Consider the following 16,867-nt stretch of genomic DNA (forward strand, 5'->3'; position numbering starts at 1 on the left):
CCGCGCCGTGGGAAAGCAGCTTTGCGTTATTGAGATGGCTGAACGCCGGGCAAGTCAGCTTGCCACTGACGCCGGCAGCAAGATGTACAGCTCGCTGTCGCAGGCGCGTTCGATGGTGATCGGTTCAAGCGCTTGGCCCAGGCATGGACCCAAGAGGCAAACACCGCTTTCGATGTCGAATTGCGCGCCGTGCGCGCTGCAGACGATACGGCTGCCATTGGCGTTAAGGTATTGATGACGGGCCCACGCCATTGGCGCCCCGTCGATATGCGGACAGGCATTGCGGTAGGCGTATAGGCGACCTTGTTTGCGTACCACGAACATTACGTCCCGGCCGGTAGCCAGGGGGTCAAAGCCGCGTGCCTGTCCTTCGCAGATCTCGTCCGCCATGCACAGCCGGTAACGGCGCATGCTCATGACCAGGGCGCCGTGATGGCCAGGCTCAAGAAGACGCACTCAGACATCGGCGAACAATGATTTGATCAAACCGTCAATGCTACGCGTTGCCAGCGTGTGCGGGCGATGCTGCGTGGTACCCAGGACGATGTGCCGTATCAGTTCGGGCTGGACAATACGCGCAGCCGCCAGCCCGGAACTACAGCCAGCCGGCTCGGGCAGCGAGGCAACAATGGCATAACCGATGCCAGTTGCGCTAAGTTCGCGCTGTAGCTGGATGGTGTCAGCCTCCAGTGCCACCGTCAGACGAATGCCGCGTTCCCGCGCCAGAAGGTCGAGCCGCCTGCGCAGTACATGCGGTTCAGCGGGCAAGATCAACGGCAAGCCTTCCAGCGCGGCGAAGGCGATCTGTCCCGAGGCGATCAGCGGATCGTCGACCGGGCCGATCAGGTCGAGGGTAATGCTGCGCAGGATAGGTTCATCCAGATCTTCCACCGGCCTTTCCCTGAGCAGCAAGGCAATGTCCAGCCGGCCGGTACTGAGCCACTCTTCCAACTGGGCGCTTGATCCTTCCACCAGGTGCAAGCGGATGCGGGGAAACTTCGCCATTGTGGCACGGAACAGCTTGCCCGCCATGATGGGTACGGCAGACGGCAACAAACCTACGTGCACCTCTCCGATCGGCACGCTGCTAGTGGCGAGTATATCGTCAGCCAATTGATCAGTTTCGGTGATCAGTGGGCGTATACGCAGGTAGATTACCTCGCCGAATTCGGTCAAGACGACTCCCCGCCCCGTGCGACGAAACAATTTTCCGCCGCATTGCGTCTCCAGCTGTGCAATTTGGCGGCTGATCACGGACGACGGACTATTAAGGGCATTCGCCGCTTGGGTCAAGCTACCCAACTCAGCAACTTTTGCAAACAGGGACCAGCGCGAATCAAGAATTGGCAGCATGTTCAGGGCTTCATTGGAAATTTGTTTATATCATGAAGAGTGTACTCCAGTCTGCGCACGCCCCTGTACCACAAACTCATCATGTTTCGCACATCAACGCTGGCTGCTCGTCCAGCGGTTGCCTGAGCTGGAGCGCCGGATGCGGCACGCCGCCTTCCGGCCCTCGGCTCAACTTGAACACGCTGACCAGCCGCGCTAGTTCCGCAGCATGCACTTTCAGGTTTTCGGCGGCGGCGGCGGCTTGCTCGACCAATGCGGCGTTTTGCTGGGTCGCGTCGTCGATGTGCGCCATCGCCGTACCTACCTGTCCGATGTCGGCGCTCTGTTTCTGGCTCGCCGAGGCGATCTCGGCCATCAGCTCAGTTACCTGCCGGATCCCTGACACGATCTCGTTCATCGCTCCTCCGGCCTTGCCTGCCAGCTGTAGGCCCATTCCAACTTCCTGCACCGAATTGTTGATCAAATGCTTGATCTCCTTGGCCGCGCCGGCCGAGCGTTGCGCGAGCGCCCTCACCTCGGACGCCACCACGGCGAAGCCACGGCCTTGATCGCCAGCGCGCGCCGCCTCGACAGCCGCATTCAGCGCCAAGATGTTGGTCTGGAACGCAATACCGTCAATGACCCCGACAATGTCCACGATACGGTTTGCGGACTGGTTAATTGTATCCATGATCTTGACAACCTGTCCCACCACTTCGCCGCCATTGCCTGCCGCGGCGGCGGCGGTCTTTGCCATCGCGTGCGCCATGTCTGCATTTTTCGCGTTACGCTGAACGGTCGTCGTCAATTGCACCAGCAACGTCGCGGTCTGCTGCGAAGAGCTGGCCTGCTGCTCGGTGCGGGATGAAAGGTTTAGATTGCCAAATGCGATCTCACTGGTGGCGGCGGCGATGGTTTCGCTTTTCTCGCGCACTTCGCTGACGATGCCCGCAAGGCTGTCACGCATTTTCTTCATTGCCGCCAGCAGGCTGCGCGTATCACCTTCCCGGGTCGCGATCCGTCCCTCCAACTGGCCTGCGGCAATGCGTTCCGCAATGTCGACTGCGTACCCCAGTTCGCCGCCCAGTTGCCTGAGCATGCTGCGCGACAGCAGCATGGAGACGATCACCGCCAGCACTACGGAAAAAGATCCCATCAGCAGCATCAGCAAACGGGCGCTCTCATAGGACTGCTGGCCGTCCTTGGCAGCCTTGTCGCTCAGCGCTTCTTCGTAACGGATCAGCGCATCGAGTCCACGCATCCAGCGCGCCTGGACCGGTAGCAATTCATTGACCAACACCTGGTACACCTGGTCTCCCTGGTTCGCCGCAGCCATGGTAGCGACCCGCGCAATCAATGGTCCCGCCGCAGTCTGGGCTTGCCGTATTTCCTGCAGCAAGGCTCGCTCCCGAACCGCGTCTGCAGAATGGCCTGAGAACGTGCTGGCCAGCTTGCCTTGGACTTGCACGTAGCGCCTGTGCTGTTCATTGAGCTGAGCCAATTCCTCCTGGATGGCCGACAGCGACCCGACCAATGCCACATTGCGCAGATGGACCATACCTTCATACACGGAGTCGCGCATCGTAGTCGCCAGTCTGGATTTCAAGTTATTAACTTCGGTGATCTCGGTAACGCGGTGCTGGTTTTCCGCCATGCGCGAAATTCCGAGCGACGATACCATCATCAGCATCACCACCAGCACGCCCAGCCCTGCGCGCAAGCGGGTGGCGATTTTCCACCGTTCAAACATCTTCATGATTGGGTCTCCTGTTATAGTTTTGGTCTTGCCGCGCGCGTAGAACGCTAGTCGACGCGGTCCATTCGGGCCGGCGGTCAGGCCATGCCAGCAATTTCCGGCAAACCTGGGTGCGCCGCCCCATCCTTGGCGAACACGGTTCTGATGACACCGGCGACACAGCGCGTCGCCAAAGTATGTGGACGATGCTGGGTAGTGCCCAAAACGATATGCCGGGTCAGCTCGGGTTGGACAATGCGCGCCGCGCCCAGCCGGGATAGGCCGGCCGAAGGGTCGGCAAGCGAGGCGACGATGGCGTAACCCAGGCCGGTCGCGCTGGTCTCGCGCTGCAGTTGTATCGTGTCCGCCTCCAGCGCCACGCTGAACCGCATACCGCGCTCCCGTGCCAGCAGGTCAAGCCGCCGGCGCAGAACGTGAGGCTGGGCTGGAAGAATCAACGGCAACCCCTCCAGCGCGGCAAAAGCAATCTGTCCCTGCGCAATCACGGGATCATCAGTCGGGCCGATCAGGCTGAGTGCGATGCTCAGCAGGCGTGGCTCGTCCAGATCCTCCAATGCGCGCTCCCGCAGCAGCAAAGCCAAATCCAGCCGCCCCGTGCTCAACCACTCCTCAAGCTGGGTGCCCGATCCTTCCACCAGATGCAAGCGGATACGGGGAAACTGGCGCTGCACCATAGCAAAAATTTTGCTTGCAAATGCAGGTACGGCCGATGGCAGCAGACCGACATGCACCTCGCCAATGGCAACGCTGTGGGTGGCAACAATATCGTCGACCAGTTGGTCGGTCTTGATGATCAACGGCCGAATACGCTGGTAAATCACCGCACCGAACTCGGTCAGCACCACGCCGCGGCCGGTGCGCCTGAATAATTTTCCACCGCAGTATCCTTCCAGCTGGGCGAGCTGGCGGCTTATCGCCGACACAGGGCTGTTGATTGCATGCGCCGCATTGGTCAGGCTGCCCAGTTCCGCGACTTTTGCAAATACCCCCCAACGCAGATCGAGGATCGGCAGCGTCATGGATGTCATAGTGGAAATCATCGTTGTCCCATCATTGAACGTGCGCATGGCTGCCGTTTCGGGCCAGCGCTATGCAGCCTTGATTTCCATTTTCCCGCCCTGCAGTCCCTTTTTGGCATGCAACGCCTCTTGTGGCAGCAGGAAATGTGCGAGCGCTGGCAACAGCACCAGGGCACCGAGCATATTCCACAGGAACATAAAGGCCAGCAAGATTCCCATGTCGGCCTGGAATTTGATGTCCGAGAAAGCCCATGTCGCCACCCCGACCGCCAGGGTCACGCCGGTCAGCATCACGACTTTTCCGGTAAATAGCAGCGCCTGGTAATAAGCCTCGGACAGACTCTTTCCCTGGCGCAAGTGGGCCAGCGTCACCGAGAGGATGTAGAGCGCATAATCGACGCCGATACCGACCCCCAATGCGATCACGGGCAGCGTTGCCACTTTTACCCCCATGCCAAGGGCAACCATCAATGCCTCCGCCAGCACCGAAGTCAGCATCAGCGGCAGCACCGCCACCACCACCGCGCGCCAGGAACGGAAGGTGATGTAGCACAGGATGATGACTGCGCCATAAACCAGGAACAGCATGTCGTGCCAAGCCTGCTTGACGACGATGTTGGTTGCCGCCTCTATCCCGGCGCTGCCGGCCGCGATCAGGAACTGCGCATCCTTACTATTGTTGTCGCGGGCAAAGCTTTCCACTCGATCGACCACACGGGTAAGCGTATCGGCCTTGTGGTCCTTGAGGTAGGCATAGACCGTCAACAGGTCGCAGGTTTCGTTGTATAACCCGCGCGGCGCGGAGGCGGTGATGAAGTTGAGCATCTTCTGGTTCTTGACCAGGTCGTACCATTTGGGGTGGCCCTCGTTTAGCCCAGTCATCACGCGGCGGTTCAGCAGCGACAGGGAATTGGTCGACTCCACGCCATCGATCTGGCGTAGTTCCCATTCCAGCGCATCGACGCGCATCAGCGTATCGTATCCAGTACAACCACTTTCTCCCGACGTCTTGACCATGACGGCGAATAGATCGCTGCTGGCGCCATAATGCGTGGTCATGAAAGCCACGTCGCGGTTGTAGCGCGACTCGGCACGCAACTCGGGCGCCCCCGGATCGAGGTCGCCGACTTTAAGGTGATGGCTCACCGCGACGGCGGCGAACGCCATCCCTGCCGAGCAAATGATCGCCAGCAGTGCCCATTTGCGCTGGGTGAACAGATCGAGGAAGCGCCACATGGCATGGCGTTGTCCGCCTTCGCTCGCTCGCTCCTCGTCGCGCAGGCTGCGCGCAGCGGCGCGCACGCTGACACCGGTGTATGACAGCAGGATCGGCAGCAAAATCAGATTGGTGAAGATCAGCGCCGCCACGCCAAGGCTGGCCGCGACCGCCAGTTCGCGGATGACCTGGATATCAATTATCAGCAGCACGGCAAAGCCGACTGCGTCGGCCAGCAGCGCCGTGAGCCCGGCCAGGAACAGACGGCGGAAAGTAAACCGCGCCGCCACCAGTTTATGCGTGCCGCGACCGATATCTTGCATGATGCCGTTCATCTTCTGCGCGCCATGGCTCATACCGATGGCGAACACCAGGAACGGGACCAGCATCGAATACGGATCCAGGGTGTAGCCCAAACTCGGCAACAGTCCCAATTGCCACACCGCCGCCACCAGCGAACTGGCCACCACCAGGATGGTGCTGCGGATGCAACGCGTATACCAGAACACCATAGCGCCAGCAATCACGATGGCGGCCACGAAAAATAGCAATACCTCGCGCAGGCCATCGATCAGGTCGCCAATCAGCTTGGCGAAGCCGGTGACATGGATACCGATGCCATCGGCCTGGTATTTGACGCGTATTTTATCCAGTGCGTCCGAAAATGCGACGTAGTCGAACGGCCGGTCGTCCGCATAGCGCGCCATCAATGGCACGTAAATAACGCTGGACTTGGCATCGAGCGCCACTATTTGGCCGACTTCACCGGATCGGGCGATGTTGGCGCCGAGCTGTTGCAGGCTGCGCTCGGAGCCGTCGTACCCGTCGGGAATCACCGCCCCCCCCTCCAGCCCTTCTTCCGTCACCCCTACCCAACGTGTATTCGAGGTCCATAGCGATTTCATGGCTGCGCGCTCGACACCTGGAATCAGGAATACTTCGTCGTTGATCTTGCGCAGGGTGTCGAGATAACGGCGATCATAAATCGTGCCGCGCTCGTTGTCGACCGCGATGCGCACCGCGTTGCCCAGCCCGCTCAATTCCTTCTGATACTTGAGATAGTTGGCGATGTATGGGTGACCTGTCGGAATGGTTTTTTCAAAGCTGGCGTTGAGCTGCAGACGGGTGGCCTGGAAGCCCAGCACCGCAGTGATCAGCAGACAGATGGTTATGACGATCAAACGGTTGTTAAACAGCAGGCGCTCGACGATCGAGCCAGAGCGGGGATCGAATTGCTCAAGGCTCTGAATCACCGGCTGGGTCGGCGTTTTATTAGGATTCATGCAAATCTCACATCATCATGGTTGTGCTGGAATACGCAACACGCCGCGCAGGCTGGTGGCGACCAGGCTGTCGTCGCGAAGCACGGCAAGTTGCGTCAGAGGCGGGAGATTGCTGGCGATCGCACGCAGGGTTCGCCCGCGATCCTGGCTTTCGAGAATCTGTCCAGCCTGCGTGGCCAGCAGCAGCCTCCCCTTGCCACTTAAGGCCGTGGCGAGAACAGAGGCTTGCGCCCCCAGTTCCAGCTTGTCCCAACTGGCGCCATGGTCGGTCGAACGGTAGGCGTTGCCGCGCAGGCCAGCAGCAATCAGTTCGCCAGAGGGATAGGCGCTCAGCGCGAAGTAACTGCCCTGGTACGGAGAAGCCAGGCGTGTGAAGCTGCGTGCACTGTCATCTGAGCGCAGCAGCAAGCCTTGCTCGCCGGCGATATAGAGCTTAGCGCCGGCGGCGCGGATAGCGTACAGGTGCGCATCTGTCGGATTATCGAGCCGTTCGGATAAAGGTTGCCAGCTTTTTCCGCCATCGTTTGTACCGAAGAACATGTTGTAGGCACCAACGACATAGCCCGTCTTGTCGTTCTCGAAATAGAGATCGAAGAAGGGTTTGTCAGCGCCATCCTTCACCAGCTGCTCGGCCTGATCCAAACGTTTGTGCGCACGCGGAGTTGCCTCCGCCGCCATGCCAGCCTTGGCCGCCTCTAGCGCCAGGCGCGCCGCCTGTACGCCATCGAGCTGGCGCACCCAGTTTTCGCCACCATCGGCACTGTGCAGCACCACCCCGGCATGCCCCACGGCCCATCCCTGCCGAGCGTCGATGAAACGCACCGCTGTCAGCGTTACGCTGACCGGAGAACGCCCCTGTCGCCATGTTTTGCCCTGGTCATCCGACAGCACCACAATACCCCGCTCGCCGACTGCCACCAGCCGCCCGCCCGCCTGCGCCAGGTCCATCAGCGCGGACTGTGCGGCGTGGGCTGTCATGGTCGCGGGCCGGTTGAGCGGCGCCGCCACTCCCTGCGCATGCAGCGCCGCCGCTGGCGGGAGCGCCAGAACCAGCGCTATGCAGACGTTCTGCACCATCAGTTTGAAACATTTCATCATTGTTCCTGTTTCCGCTGCGGTCACCGCGCGCATTAGCGCAATCCACCGCCGGATAGCGCTTCCGGGGTAAAGGTGGATGGGGAGTACTGCGGCATCTGCTTGTAATGGCTGGCCTTTCCGTTACCATTGCTGCTGACGAACCAGGTTCCCGACAACAGGTCGTAGAAGCCGAACGTCATCGATGTGGTGGCTGGAAAATCCGGCATCATCATCGGCAACTGCCACAAAGTCTTCCACAACTGGCCGTTGGCATCGCGCCGGTCGCCCAGCACCGCGTGCCAGGTATCCTCGTCGATGTAGTACACGCTCTTCGGCGCGACATGGCGCAGGCCCGGCTTCAACGTCGATTCCACCACCCAGACACGGTGCAGCTCCCAACGCACGAAGTCGGGATTAAGATGCTTCGGGCCGAGCATTTCGCCGTAACTGGTCGGCTTCAGCGATTTGTTAGTGTTATACGGAATAAGGATCTCCTTTTTCCCTACGAGCTTCCAGTCGAACATGTCGATGCGCCCGCCAAACACCTCAATTTCGTCGAACGCCATGACGCCTGCGGCGGACGGGGTCGGCGTGTCACAGCAGGCATTCGGCAACTTGCGAGTACGCCGCTGGCCGGCCAGATAGACGTATGTCTGATCCTTGTCAGGGTTCATGTTCAGGCGCCCAAGAATGGCTTCGCCGGCGCGTATCGGCGGACCGGCGTTAACTAGCCGCAGCAGCCAGTAGGCACCATTGAAGCTGTCTGGCGAGCCATCCTTGTAGTAGTAAGGCATGCTCTGGTCACCCAGCGCGTCGACCGTCAACACGGCTTTCCCATCGGCCGTGACCAGCACCGATTGCATATCGAACTGCCAGTCCGCGCCACGCCAGCGCAGCAGGTGGTTCCACATCGCCTCAGCGCCGCTTTTCGGAATCGGGAACGGAATGCCGCCGTACGCGCCGGTAGGCACCAAGTTTTCGTTCAGCTTGGCGCGGGTGGCATTCTTGGCCGTGTTGTCATACACCCACTGGGGCGCCGCCGCCGTGCGATGGGTGGGATACACGTCCAGCCGATAACTGGAGTACTTCTTCAGCATCGCCTTGGTGCCGTCAGTCAGCTTGTCGGCGTATTGATCCATGTTCTTGGCAGTGACCGAGTACAACGGCTTTTCACTGGCATAGGGATCCTGGTCGCGCCGGCCGCCATTTTTGAAGCCGGGCAACGGCTTGATATAGCCGCCGTCCCACGCCGGTATGCTGCCATCTTTGTTGCCAGCTTTTTCCGCGCCTAGTGGGGTCAGGTTCTTGCCCAACTCCGCCGCTTCATTCGTCGATACTGCTGCCAACGCTATGCCACCGCAGCCAAGGCCGCCGCAGAGCAACGCCATCATGAGGCCAAGGGTAATTTTCATTGTTGTCTCCTTTTTGTTTATTGAATTGCTTGAAATCAAAATGCCCGACGTACCGACAACGAAATAAAGTCGCGGTCTTTCAGCGTTTGACGAAAATTGAAGGCTATCTGCGGCTGATTTTGCGGAGCATGCGTTACCGTGGCGTTCGTCGCTTCACCGCCGTAGTAATGGGTGTAAGTCAGACCGAAGTACCAAGCGCTCTCGTACACGCCATTCAGTCCGATGCTGATGTCGCCGCCGTTGTCGGGTCCAAAGGATGGCCCCAGCGCCAATGAGCGGCCCTGTGGTGTATAGCCAATGCCGATCGGTACGTCGACATCCAGCCCGGACAAGACTTGGCGGTAAGTCGGCGTATACACCGCGCGCATGGAAAGGCCATCGCGCTGCGCATTCGGATCGATCGCGCTGGCATTGCGGGTAATGCTCGTCACCCGGTTCCATGCGATCTCGGCGACCAGCGCGGCCTCCTGTGCGACCCTGCTGGCAGGCAGCGTGGCCAACATCGATATATTCAGATGCGCAGTTTTCCCAACCGGGTAAGTGACGTTATCGCGGTTGTCGGCCGCGGCGAGCGGACCGCCAAAAGCGGCGGGCACTACCCCGAACAAGTCGGCGGTGGCGGTGTTGCTCAACGGCGTATTGTGGCGCACCGACGCTTCCAAGCCCACGTTAAAGCCGGCCACAGTGGTGTTGGCGCTGACGCCGGCCGTGCGGATGCCCTCGTGGTAGTACAGTCCATAATCGCCCAGCGCCGGACGCAGCACCACTTGGGGCGCCTTATCGTTATAGCGGGCGGCATAGAAGCCAAGATCCACCGCGCCGCCTTCCGGCGTCCATTTGAACTGGAAGCCACCCTGGCCGCTGTCCTTGGCGCGATAGTCCCTGCCACGTGTTGCGGCAAGCAGGCGTCCTGTCGCCGGATCGACCCCAGTGAACAGTCGCTCACCTCCCTGATCCAGGAAATCGGCAGAGGAGAAATAGCTGCCGACCGCAGGTAGGCGATGTGCCTGCCAACGGTATTGATAGTAGCCGCCGATACTCATGTCCGGGTTCAACTGCAGTTGGCCGGATACTTGACCAACCGGCCGTATTAATTCCTTGAACTGGGTATTGGGAACCGATTGCGCCTTCACGATATCGATCGGCTGCTGGGCTGCGGCAATACCATTGCTGCCATAGAAAAGGGTCTCGCCAAAGACCAACGCATGCCGGCCGGCACGAACGGCACCGGCCATGCCGCCGACCTCGCCCTTGGCGAACAGGAAGGCGTCGAGTAACTCGGCCTTGCGGCCGTGCAAGTCGCGAGTGGCGTTTGGAAACTGCGTATTCGGCACCGAAATGGGATTGTAGGTAGCGCCGAAGGGCGAGCTGTTGTCCGTGGCGCGATTGTAGACAGAGTCGTACCATGCGGCGCCACTAACACGGGCCCCCACATTCTGATAAGTCAGGTCCAGCTCGGACAACAGATCGACCCTGTTCGAAATGAGGCCCTTGCTGAAATTACGATCGCCGTCGTCGAAGTTGATGGTGTTTTCGCCAATTGTCGTCTGCATCGCAGAGGCATCCTTGAGACGGAATGCACTGCTGTACTTGACCGTATTGTCCCAGCGAAGCTTGAGATCCGGCGTTCCGGTATTGAACTCGAACGCGGACGCGGACGACGTCGCCAGAAGCGCCGCAGCGGCCACAGCGATCGGGCGCTTCGACAGCACGGTTTCCAGCCACCCCCGTCCAGGCACGCATCTCTGAATGTTAGTCTCTTCCATTGTTCCTCCTTATAGTTATGATTTTTCACGGCAATTACCGTTCTGGGTACTGTCCGATCGAAACCTGCTCATGTCGCACTTTGATTGCATACCCGTTCGACGATGCTAGTTGCAATCGACCGAAAGAGAAATGTCACGCGGACTAAATCAGAGTTGGTATTTTTGACAAATCAGAGGTATCACCGCATCACGTGAGGAGTGTCAGGCGTGCCGGACCGGGGCCGACCCAGGCATAGGTTGTGCGGCGCGGGCACAAGGCATGCCGATCGCGATCCGACCCGACATGACCCAGCGGTCTCATTTTTTTAAGGTTGGGAACATTTGCCACAGTACCGGGAGCGAAGCTCCGGAATTGCCTGTCCAGAGTGAACAGAGTCAAGCACGAGCATTGTCACAGCGTCGCCTGGACCTGTCGCTGCGATTGGCGTTGCGCCGCGCTGGCAATCGCCAGCACCAGCGCGCGCCAGCGCCCAAAGGCGCGGCGCGGCCGCAGTTCATTTTCAGAATGACGGCAAGGATATGCCGCCTTTGATGCCTATTAAGCCTTATAACGCATTAGGCCGCCTTTTGCGCCTGGGCCGCCGGAGGGGGGCCGGACGGAGCCCACTTGTCGGTCTGTTTGAACAGGAACAGCTGCGAAGCGTCGGCGCCCGCCGGCAAATCGCGTGCCACCCAGGAGGCGTCGTGGTGGTCCATGTCGGCGTCGTACTCGACGTGGCAGCCCAATGGACTGTTGAAATACCAGAACCAGTTAGAACCCATGCGATGGCGACCCGGCCCCCAGAACGACTCGTAGCCCTTGGCGACGAAGCGGTATCCGGCCTGCAACACGGCCGTCGGACCGGACATATGGAAGGTAAAATGCTCGACGCCCTTCATGAATGGTGGCGTCTGGATCAGGAACAGTGTGTGATGGTCAACGGTGCCTGCAGGCTGCAGGAACGATCCCGCGCCGTCAAGGCGGTCGGTGCAGCGAAAACCCAGGCGCTCGGTGTAAAACTTTGCCGCCTTTACCTCGTCCGGCACGAAGTACACGACATGGGACAAGGTCAAAGGTGTGCAATCGGCATCTTCGATTGCGCCCAGCGCATTCACCGGGCGGCCTGGCTGCGAGCCGGGTGAATTGATGGCCTCTGCCTTGACGTCAATCTTGCGGCGTATCGTCACCTGAAAGCCGAGTACAAATCCCATGTCGTCAGCCACTTCGATCGAGCCGTCGACGAAGCGCTTGACTTCGCGGTCGCGGCCAAGCTCGGATGCGATCGCATCGACTGTGGCGCTGTCAGCTACGCCATAAATCGTCTTGCGCAGGCACGAGGCCGTACCCATCGAAGGCGGTAATGCAGGGTCATCCGAAGCAGCGATCACGATCGCCGTGCCATCCAGGGCTTCGAAACGCCCTCCCTGTTCAGTAACGTCAACATGAAACAAACCATAGTCCTTCAAGTACTGAGCGCATGCCGCGACATTGTCCACGCCAAATACCAATGCATCCGGTCCGATGATATTCATTTTCTTTCTCTCCTTGTAAATTTGGGCAGGTGCGGGCCACCGCTCTGGCGAAATACGCCGATCGGAATGCGAGGCAAATGTTGTATCGCTCATCGCCGGAGAGTGATCCAGCACGACGCGTAGATGCCGGTTGCGCCCCGAATTCGCCCGGGCACAATGGCCTGAAGACCTTTATTTTTTAATACCGTTGAAGATACGACTCACTCACCCCGGTGTAAAACGCTTTTGGTTGCACGCAGCTATTCACAGAATCGAATGATACGGGGCCGATGAATTCTTCACATATATCAAATAGAGTCAACCTGATGTTCCCTGGCTTTTTCGAACACTCTGGTTTGATAGACTTCACCAACTAGAGAATTTATGAAACGCTCAGCAACATACACGTCAGAGCTTCGGGAAGAAGCGGCAAAGCTGCTCTTGACGCAGGGCCTGACGCAGGAAGGCGCCGCCTTACGCCTCGCCATTCCCAAGGGAACGCTGGTCAGCGGCAAGGCGCGGCACGTCGTCCAAAGTAGCTCCTGGCAGCCGCTCTATACCCGAACTTGAGGCCAAGGTAAGCAAGCTTCGTAAAGAGTTCGCAGAAGCCCGCATGGAGCGCGATATCGTAAAAATGGCGGCAGCATACTTCGCGCGGGAGTCCCTGCCAAGTACGTGATCATAAAGACAAACTGACTCGAATATCGCGTCACTGTCCTGTGCTGCGGTTTTGACGTCTCGCACAACGATTTCTATGTTTCGTCGTCGAACAAGCCCACTGCAGGACAACGGTCTCGCCGGCCATGTCCGGCTCCGCCAGGTAGGCGGTGCCGCCGATGGCGATGCGCGCGTCTACGCCGACCTTGCAACTCTCCGGTTCGCGCACAATGGCTGGCGCCATGCACGTAGTCATTGCTGCCCAGACCTGACCAGCCGGCGCTGCAGCGGTTCCCGTGTAATAGACAAGGCATCTTGATTGCTATTGGCATGCCGGCTTTCGATGGCAGACTCCACGGCTGGCCGCACCTGTCGGTCCAGCCCATCCATTCCCAGCCGGCTCTTACTGGCTAGGTCATTGAAATCGGTGTATCCCTTCGGGTCGGCCGCCAGCTCACCCGGCGCAAAGATGGGCAGCAGCACACGGCCGCCGGTCAGGTGGGCCGCCTCCTGCGCCTTGTCCTTGCCGGGGTTGATGCCCTGCGTTGCTTCCAGATGCTGGTCGTTGTCGCCGGCGATGATCACCGGTTTGGCCGGAAAACGGCCGTGCAGCGCCTTCGCCACAAGCGGCAGGTTGCCGGAGTCGAAGGCGGCGACCGTGGCGAAGCCAAGTGACCTGGACAGACTGGCGGCTGTCGCATAGCCTTCCGCGATGACCAGTGCTGGCGCATTAACCAGCGCGTCAAGGCCTCCGACGGCATGGAAGCAGCCTGTCTTGCGGCTGTCGCGCGCGAAGCGCTTGGCGCCGTCCTCGCCGATGTACTGCATGCTCCACTGCTTGCCATCGACATCGATGGCCGGAATGTAGCTGGTCTTGCCCGTCTTGTCGGTGAATACACCCGGGGTGGACAGTAGCCCTTTCGATACCAGATACGGCGTCGGTTCGGTCATCGGCACCAGGCCAGCCATCTGCCGCGCGATGCGGCTGGCGGCAGCCTCCTGCAGCTGCTCCTGCTCGGCCAAGCGTTGTCGCAACTTAGTAGCAGCTTCAGCTTGCAGCCGCGCTTTCTGCTCCGGGTCCAGCGTATAGCCTTTGTGTTTCCAGTCCATTGCTTCGCCGGTCTTGTTGTTCTTGATATGCCCTGCCGGATGGCCGTCCATGTGGGCGACATAAAAGCCGGAACCGGAATGCTCGCTATGCTTTTCGCCTTCCACGGTGATCCGGTGCTTTCGTCCATCCATCATGGGATGCTCGCCGCTCACCACGCAGCGCAAGCTGCGCAGCGCGCCAGCAAACTCCTCTTGTGCGGTCATGACCGGGTCCTGTTGGACGCCGACCTTGCCGGGTATCCAACGTGCCAACCGCGCCATGTTCGCCTTCGCTCCCGCATACCAGGACTTCGCCACCTTGTCCCATGCAGCGCCAGCGGCCGTGGCCAGCTTGCGTTCGCCGTAGGGCACGGATAGGTATCGGCGCGGTTGGTGCGGCGCGGCTTCTTCGCCGTCTCGCGGCGCCTGTCCGCCAGTGCCATCCGCAGCGGGTTTACTGTGCCACTTATCAAACACGGCTGGATCGACGCCTGGCGGCACTGACCACGATTGCGCCGCCCTGTCCCAGCGGGCACCCAGGGCTTTGGCTTCCTCTTTTTCCCTGAATGGCACGGCAAGCAGTATGACGGATTCGCCAGGAACAGCCTGGCCCGCAGGCGTCTGCCCGCTGCCCTGCTCAAACTGTGCCAGCTGCGCCTGCACCACCTCGCTGTCACCTTCATTTTTCGTTTCCGCCAGCATGATAACCTCCCCTGCTGTCTGGTCCGCGCGCGTATTTTCTTGCACAGCATCGAGCGTCTTCCAGTAACCGTTCTGCGCCACAGCCACCACAGCTTCGACTTCCGGCGTAGCAAAGCGCTCGCATTCGAAATCGCCGTCCGGGCCCCACACGACACTGGCGAGCACTCGCCCGTCGGCAGCGGCCATGCTCCGGTTGGCACCCGCCGACTTCGTCACATAGCAGCGCGCCGCTTCGTCCAGGGTGGCAAACGACTGCGAAAAAAGATCCTTTCCGCCAACGCGCTCGCTGACAATGATGCGTGCATCATCCGTTGTAGCAAGCGCCTGCTGCTGCGGTGCCGCAGCCTGCGCCAGCGTCTGCACCTGTTCCAGCCCCAGCACATACGCCTGGATCTTCTCGGCCCCGGAGGCGGCGCGGAAAATCTCCAGCGGATCGGACTGCAGTACCCTGATCCACGATCCGACATACGCCGCATGCTGGCCGGGATCGTGGCCGATGCCCAGCTCGTCCCCCAACAGCATGCTGGCAATTTCCGCGCGCAGCTCTTCCCGCGCATACCCTTCGCTGCCGAAGGGGTGGACAAGGTCACGGTCGAGCCGCGTGGCATGCCCGGTCCAGTGTCCCAGTTCATGCAGCGCCGTCGCATAGTAATTGTCTGCCGTGGCGAACTGCCCTTTGTCTGGCAGGTGGATGGTGTCGGTCGACGGCCGGTAGAAGGCGCTGTCGCGTCCGCCGTGCTCAATCGCTGCGCCTGACGCCTGCAGTATCGTCTCCGCCCGTTCGGCAGGCACCCAGGCAGCAGGTGCCCGGGGTGGCAAAGACGCCAGGCCATCGATCTGCGCTGCGTTGAATACCGTCGAAAAGAACATCTGGGGCCGCTCCAGCCTGACGGCCTGCTTCGCCTGGTGGCCGTCGCTACCCAGCACCGGCTTGCCGCCGGCATCCGTCTGGCCCTGCTCCTCGCTGAATTTCCAGTACTGGATGGGCGTGCCCTTCTCGCCGTGCCGCACCTGCGCACCGGCGGAGGCGGCCTGTTTGTAGGTCATCCAGCGCTGGTCCGCATAGCCTTCGCTCATCAGGTGCAGGGCGTTGATGCCCTTGTAGCGCTTGCTCGTGGTGGGATTGAATGGCAGGAATGCTCCCGGCTCGCCCGGCTGCCACGGCTTTTGCCAGGGTGCCGTACCCTCCTTCAACTGCGCTATCAACTTGTCGGCGATCGTTTCAATCAGTGACTTGGGTATGTCGCTCATGGTCTCTGCTCCTTATCAAGGGAGGCGGCGCGCTGGCATCGGCCAGGTCGATGGCGCCCGCCGCCGCATCCTGTTCGTCCAGGGCATCCTCCGCAAAGGCGCCCGCCTGCTCGGCCTCGTCCGGCGCGAACTCGGCCACACCGCCAGGCACGGCGGCATCATCAAGTTTCTCGCGCAGGACGGCTGCCATGGCTTGCGCGTCTGCCATCTCGCTGCCGCTGCCCATATCTTGCTGGCTCATCGTAGAGCTCATCCTGTCATAGGTGCTTGGAAAAGAGGGATGCCCTACCAGGTCAGCACCGGAACGATCACGGCCCGGACCTGCGCGCGCTGGACCGGGCCGAAGTAGCGCGCGTCGAATGACCTGGGGTTGGCGTCCGCCATCAGGAGCAACTGGTACTCGCTGAGGATGTACTTGTCGGACTGAAACCGGGCCATGGGACGGCCATTGCCGTCGGCGGCCAGCGGCGCGCTGCGCGCAAGCAGGCGCCCGTTGACGCGCACGCCATCGGACGCCACGCTGACCGAGTCATTGCCTGTACCTAGCACTTTCTTCATCATGTAGCCATAGCCGCCAGGGCAGAATCCCGCGCCGATGTAGCCGCGCCGCCGCGCCTCATCGAACACGCCCAGCTGGGGCGGACAGAACATCACGTAGCGCCCGGGCGATACTGGTGCGCTGCTGGTCCAGTACAGGCCCAGTGGGATGCTGCGGCTGACGTTGACGCGCGCGCCTGTCAGATGTCCAACCATGCCCAGTACCAGCAGCGCGACGCCCAGCATGGCGCTCCAGGCCGCCAGTTTCATGCATGCCTT

At 60.5% G+C, this 16,867-nt stretch carries 13 protein-coding genes; 1 reads left to right on the forward strand and 12 read right to left on the reverse strand.

The genetic code is table 11. The features are described 5' to 3' along the window. Positions 1 to 54: 54 nt before the first annotated feature. From ACQ4W6_RS10635 to ACQ4W6_RS10675, 9 genes are all read right to left on the reverse strand, one after another. Positions 55 to 417, reverse strand: coding sequence for a Rieske (2Fe-2S) protein (locus ACQ4W6_RS10635; RefSeq protein WP_436567164.1), 363 nt, complete (start codon positions 415 to 417; stop codon positions 55 to 57). Positions 418 to 456: 39 nt separating this feature from the next. Continuing rightward, positions 457 to 1,353, reverse strand: coding sequence for a LysR family transcriptional regulator (locus ACQ4W6_RS10640; RefSeq protein ID WP_436567165.1), 897 nt, complete (start codon positions 1,351 to 1,353; stop codon positions 457 to 459). A gap of 79 nt (positions 1,354 to 1,432) precedes the next feature. Next, the gene (locus ACQ4W6_RS10645; protein WP_436567166.1) at positions 1,433 to 3,088 is read right to left on the reverse strand and encodes a methyl-accepting chemotaxis protein; all 1,656 of its coding nucleotides are present in this window, start codon (positions 3,086 to 3,088) and stop codon (positions 1,433 to 1,435) included. Positions 3,089 to 3,165: 77 nt separating this feature from the next. Further along, entirely contained in the window at positions 3,166 to 4,155 is a 990-nt protein-coding gene (locus tag ACQ4W6_RS10650; RefSeq protein WP_436567167.1) for a LysR family transcriptional regulator, read from the reverse strand. Positions 4,156 to 4,176: 21 nt separating this feature from the next. Next, positions 4,177 to 6,606 (reverse strand): efflux RND transporter permease subunit, encoded by a 2,430-nt coding sequence (locus tag ACQ4W6_RS10655; RefSeq protein ID WP_436567168.1) that lies wholly within the window; start codon positions 6,604 to 6,606, stop codon positions 4,177 to 4,179. Between the two features lie 15 nt (positions 6,607 to 6,621). After that, entirely contained in the window at positions 6,622 to 7,737 is a 1,116-nt protein-coding gene (locus ACQ4W6_RS10660; protein WP_436567169.1) for a WD40/YVTN/BNR-like repeat-containing protein, read from the reverse strand. After that, positions 7,737 to 9,095 carry a DUF1329 domain-containing protein gene (locus ACQ4W6_RS10665; RefSeq protein WP_436567170.1) on the reverse strand — a complete coding sequence of 453 codons (1,359 nt, stop codon included), beginning with the start codon at positions 9,093 to 9,095 and terminating at the stop codon, positions 7,737 to 7,739. Before ACQ4W6_RS10665 ends, ACQ4W6_RS10660 begins: the two co-directional genes overlap by 1 nt. Before the next feature lie 35 nt (positions 9,096 to 9,130). Continuing rightward, complete coding sequence (locus tag ACQ4W6_RS10670; protein WP_436567171.1) at positions 9,131 to 10,861, reverse strand: DUF1302 domain-containing protein; 1,731 nt, start codon at positions 10,859 to 10,861, stop codon at positions 9,131 to 9,133. Between the two features lie 555 nt (positions 10,862 to 11,416). Beyond that, complete coding sequence (locus ACQ4W6_RS10675; protein ID WP_436567172.1) at positions 11,417 to 12,373, reverse strand: VOC family protein; 957 nt, start codon at positions 12,371 to 12,373, stop codon at positions 11,417 to 11,419. Between the two features lie 363 nt (positions 12,374 to 12,736). On the opposite strand from ACQ4W6_RS10675, the gene ACQ4W6_RS10680 reads away from it, so the two are divergent. Next, positions 12,737 to 12,922 carry a hypothetical protein gene (locus ACQ4W6_RS10680; protein WP_436567173.1) on the forward strand — a complete coding sequence of 62 codons (186 nt, stop codon included), beginning with the start codon at positions 12,737 to 12,739 and terminating at the stop codon, positions 12,920 to 12,922. Between the two features lie 339 nt (positions 12,923 to 13,261). Here ACQ4W6_RS10680 and ACQ4W6_RS10685 read toward each other — a convergent pair whose 3' ends face one another. The 3 genes from ACQ4W6_RS10685 to traF are packed head-to-tail and all read right to left on the reverse strand — an operon-like array spanning position 13,262 to position 16,858. After that, positions 13,262 to 16,051 (reverse strand): zincin-like metallopeptidase domain-containing protein, encoded by a 2,790-nt coding sequence (locus tag ACQ4W6_RS10685; protein WP_436567174.1) that lies wholly within the window; start codon positions 16,049 to 16,051, stop codon positions 13,262 to 13,264. Continuing rightward, positions 16,023 to 16,292 carry a hypothetical protein gene (locus tag ACQ4W6_RS10690; protein WP_436567175.1) on the reverse strand — a complete coding sequence of 90 codons (270 nt, stop codon included), beginning with the start codon at positions 16,290 to 16,292 and terminating at the stop codon, positions 16,023 to 16,025. Before ACQ4W6_RS10690 ends, ACQ4W6_RS10685 begins: the two co-directional genes overlap by 29 nt. Positions 16,293 to 16,336: 44 nt before the next feature. Next, the gene (gene traF, locus ACQ4W6_RS10695) at positions 16,337 to 16,858 is read right to left on the reverse strand and encodes a conjugative transfer signal peptidase TraF (RefSeq protein WP_436567176.1); all 522 of its coding nucleotides are present in this window, start codon (positions 16,856 to 16,858) and stop codon (positions 16,337 to 16,339) included. Positions 16,859 to 16,867 lie beyond the last annotated feature (9 nt).

The organism is Janthinobacterium woesei (assembly GCF_051380875.1).
In the GTDB taxonomy this organism is placed as follows: domain Bacteria; phylum Pseudomonadota; class Gammaproteobacteria; order Burkholderiales; family Burkholderiaceae_D; genus Janthinobacterium.

Bases quoted from the DNA above. Each gene is read 5' to 3' on its own strand.
- ACQ4W6_RS10635 (WP_436567164.1), bottom strand. From the start codon at position 417: ATGAGCATGCGCCGTTACCGGCTGTGCATGGCGGACGAGATCTGCGAA.
- ACQ4W6_RS10640 (WP_436567165.1), bottom strand. From the start codon at position 1,353: ATGCTGCCAATTCTTGATTCGCGCTGGTCCCTGTTTGCAAAAGTTGCT.
- ACQ4W6_RS10645 (WP_436567166.1), bottom strand. From the start codon at position 3,088: ATGAAGATGTTTGAACGGTGGAAAATCGCCACCCGCTTGCGCGCAGGG.
- ACQ4W6_RS10650 (WP_436567167.1), bottom strand. From the start codon at position 4,155: ATGCGCACGTTCAATGATGGGACAACGATGATTTCCACTATGACATCC.
- ACQ4W6_RS10655 (WP_436567168.1), bottom strand. From the start codon at position 6,606: ATGAATCCTAATAAAACGCCGACCCAGCCGGTGATTCAGAGCCTTGAG.
- ACQ4W6_RS10660 (WP_436567169.1), bottom strand. From the start codon at position 7,737: ATGCGCGCGGTGACCGCAGCGGAAACAGGAACAATGATGAAATGTTTC.
- ACQ4W6_RS10665 (WP_436567170.1), bottom strand. From the start codon at position 9,095: ATGAAAATTACCCTTGGCCTCATGATGGCGTTGCTCTGCGGCGGCCTT.
- ACQ4W6_RS10670 (WP_436567171.1), bottom strand. From the start codon at position 10,861: ATGGAAGAGACTAACATTCAGAGATGCGTGCCTGGACGGGGGTGGCTG.
- ACQ4W6_RS10675 (WP_436567172.1), bottom strand. From the start codon at position 12,373: ATGAATATCATCGGACCGGATGCATTGGTATTTGGCGTGGACAATGTC.
- ACQ4W6_RS10680 (WP_436567173.1), top strand. From the start codon at position 12,737: ATGAAACGCTCAGCAACATACACGTCAGAGCTTCGGGAAGAAGCGGCA.
- ACQ4W6_RS10685 (WP_436567174.1), bottom strand. From the start codon at position 16,051: ATGAGCGACATACCCAAGTCACTGATTGAAACGATCGCCGACAAGTTG.
- ACQ4W6_RS10690 (WP_436567175.1), bottom strand. From the start codon at position 16,292: ATGAGCCAGCAAGATATGGGCAGCGGCAGCGAGATGGCAGACGCGCAA.
- traF (WP_436567176.1), bottom strand. From the start codon at position 16,858: ATGAAACTGGCGGCCTGGAGCGCCATGCTGGGCGTCGCGCTGCTGGTA.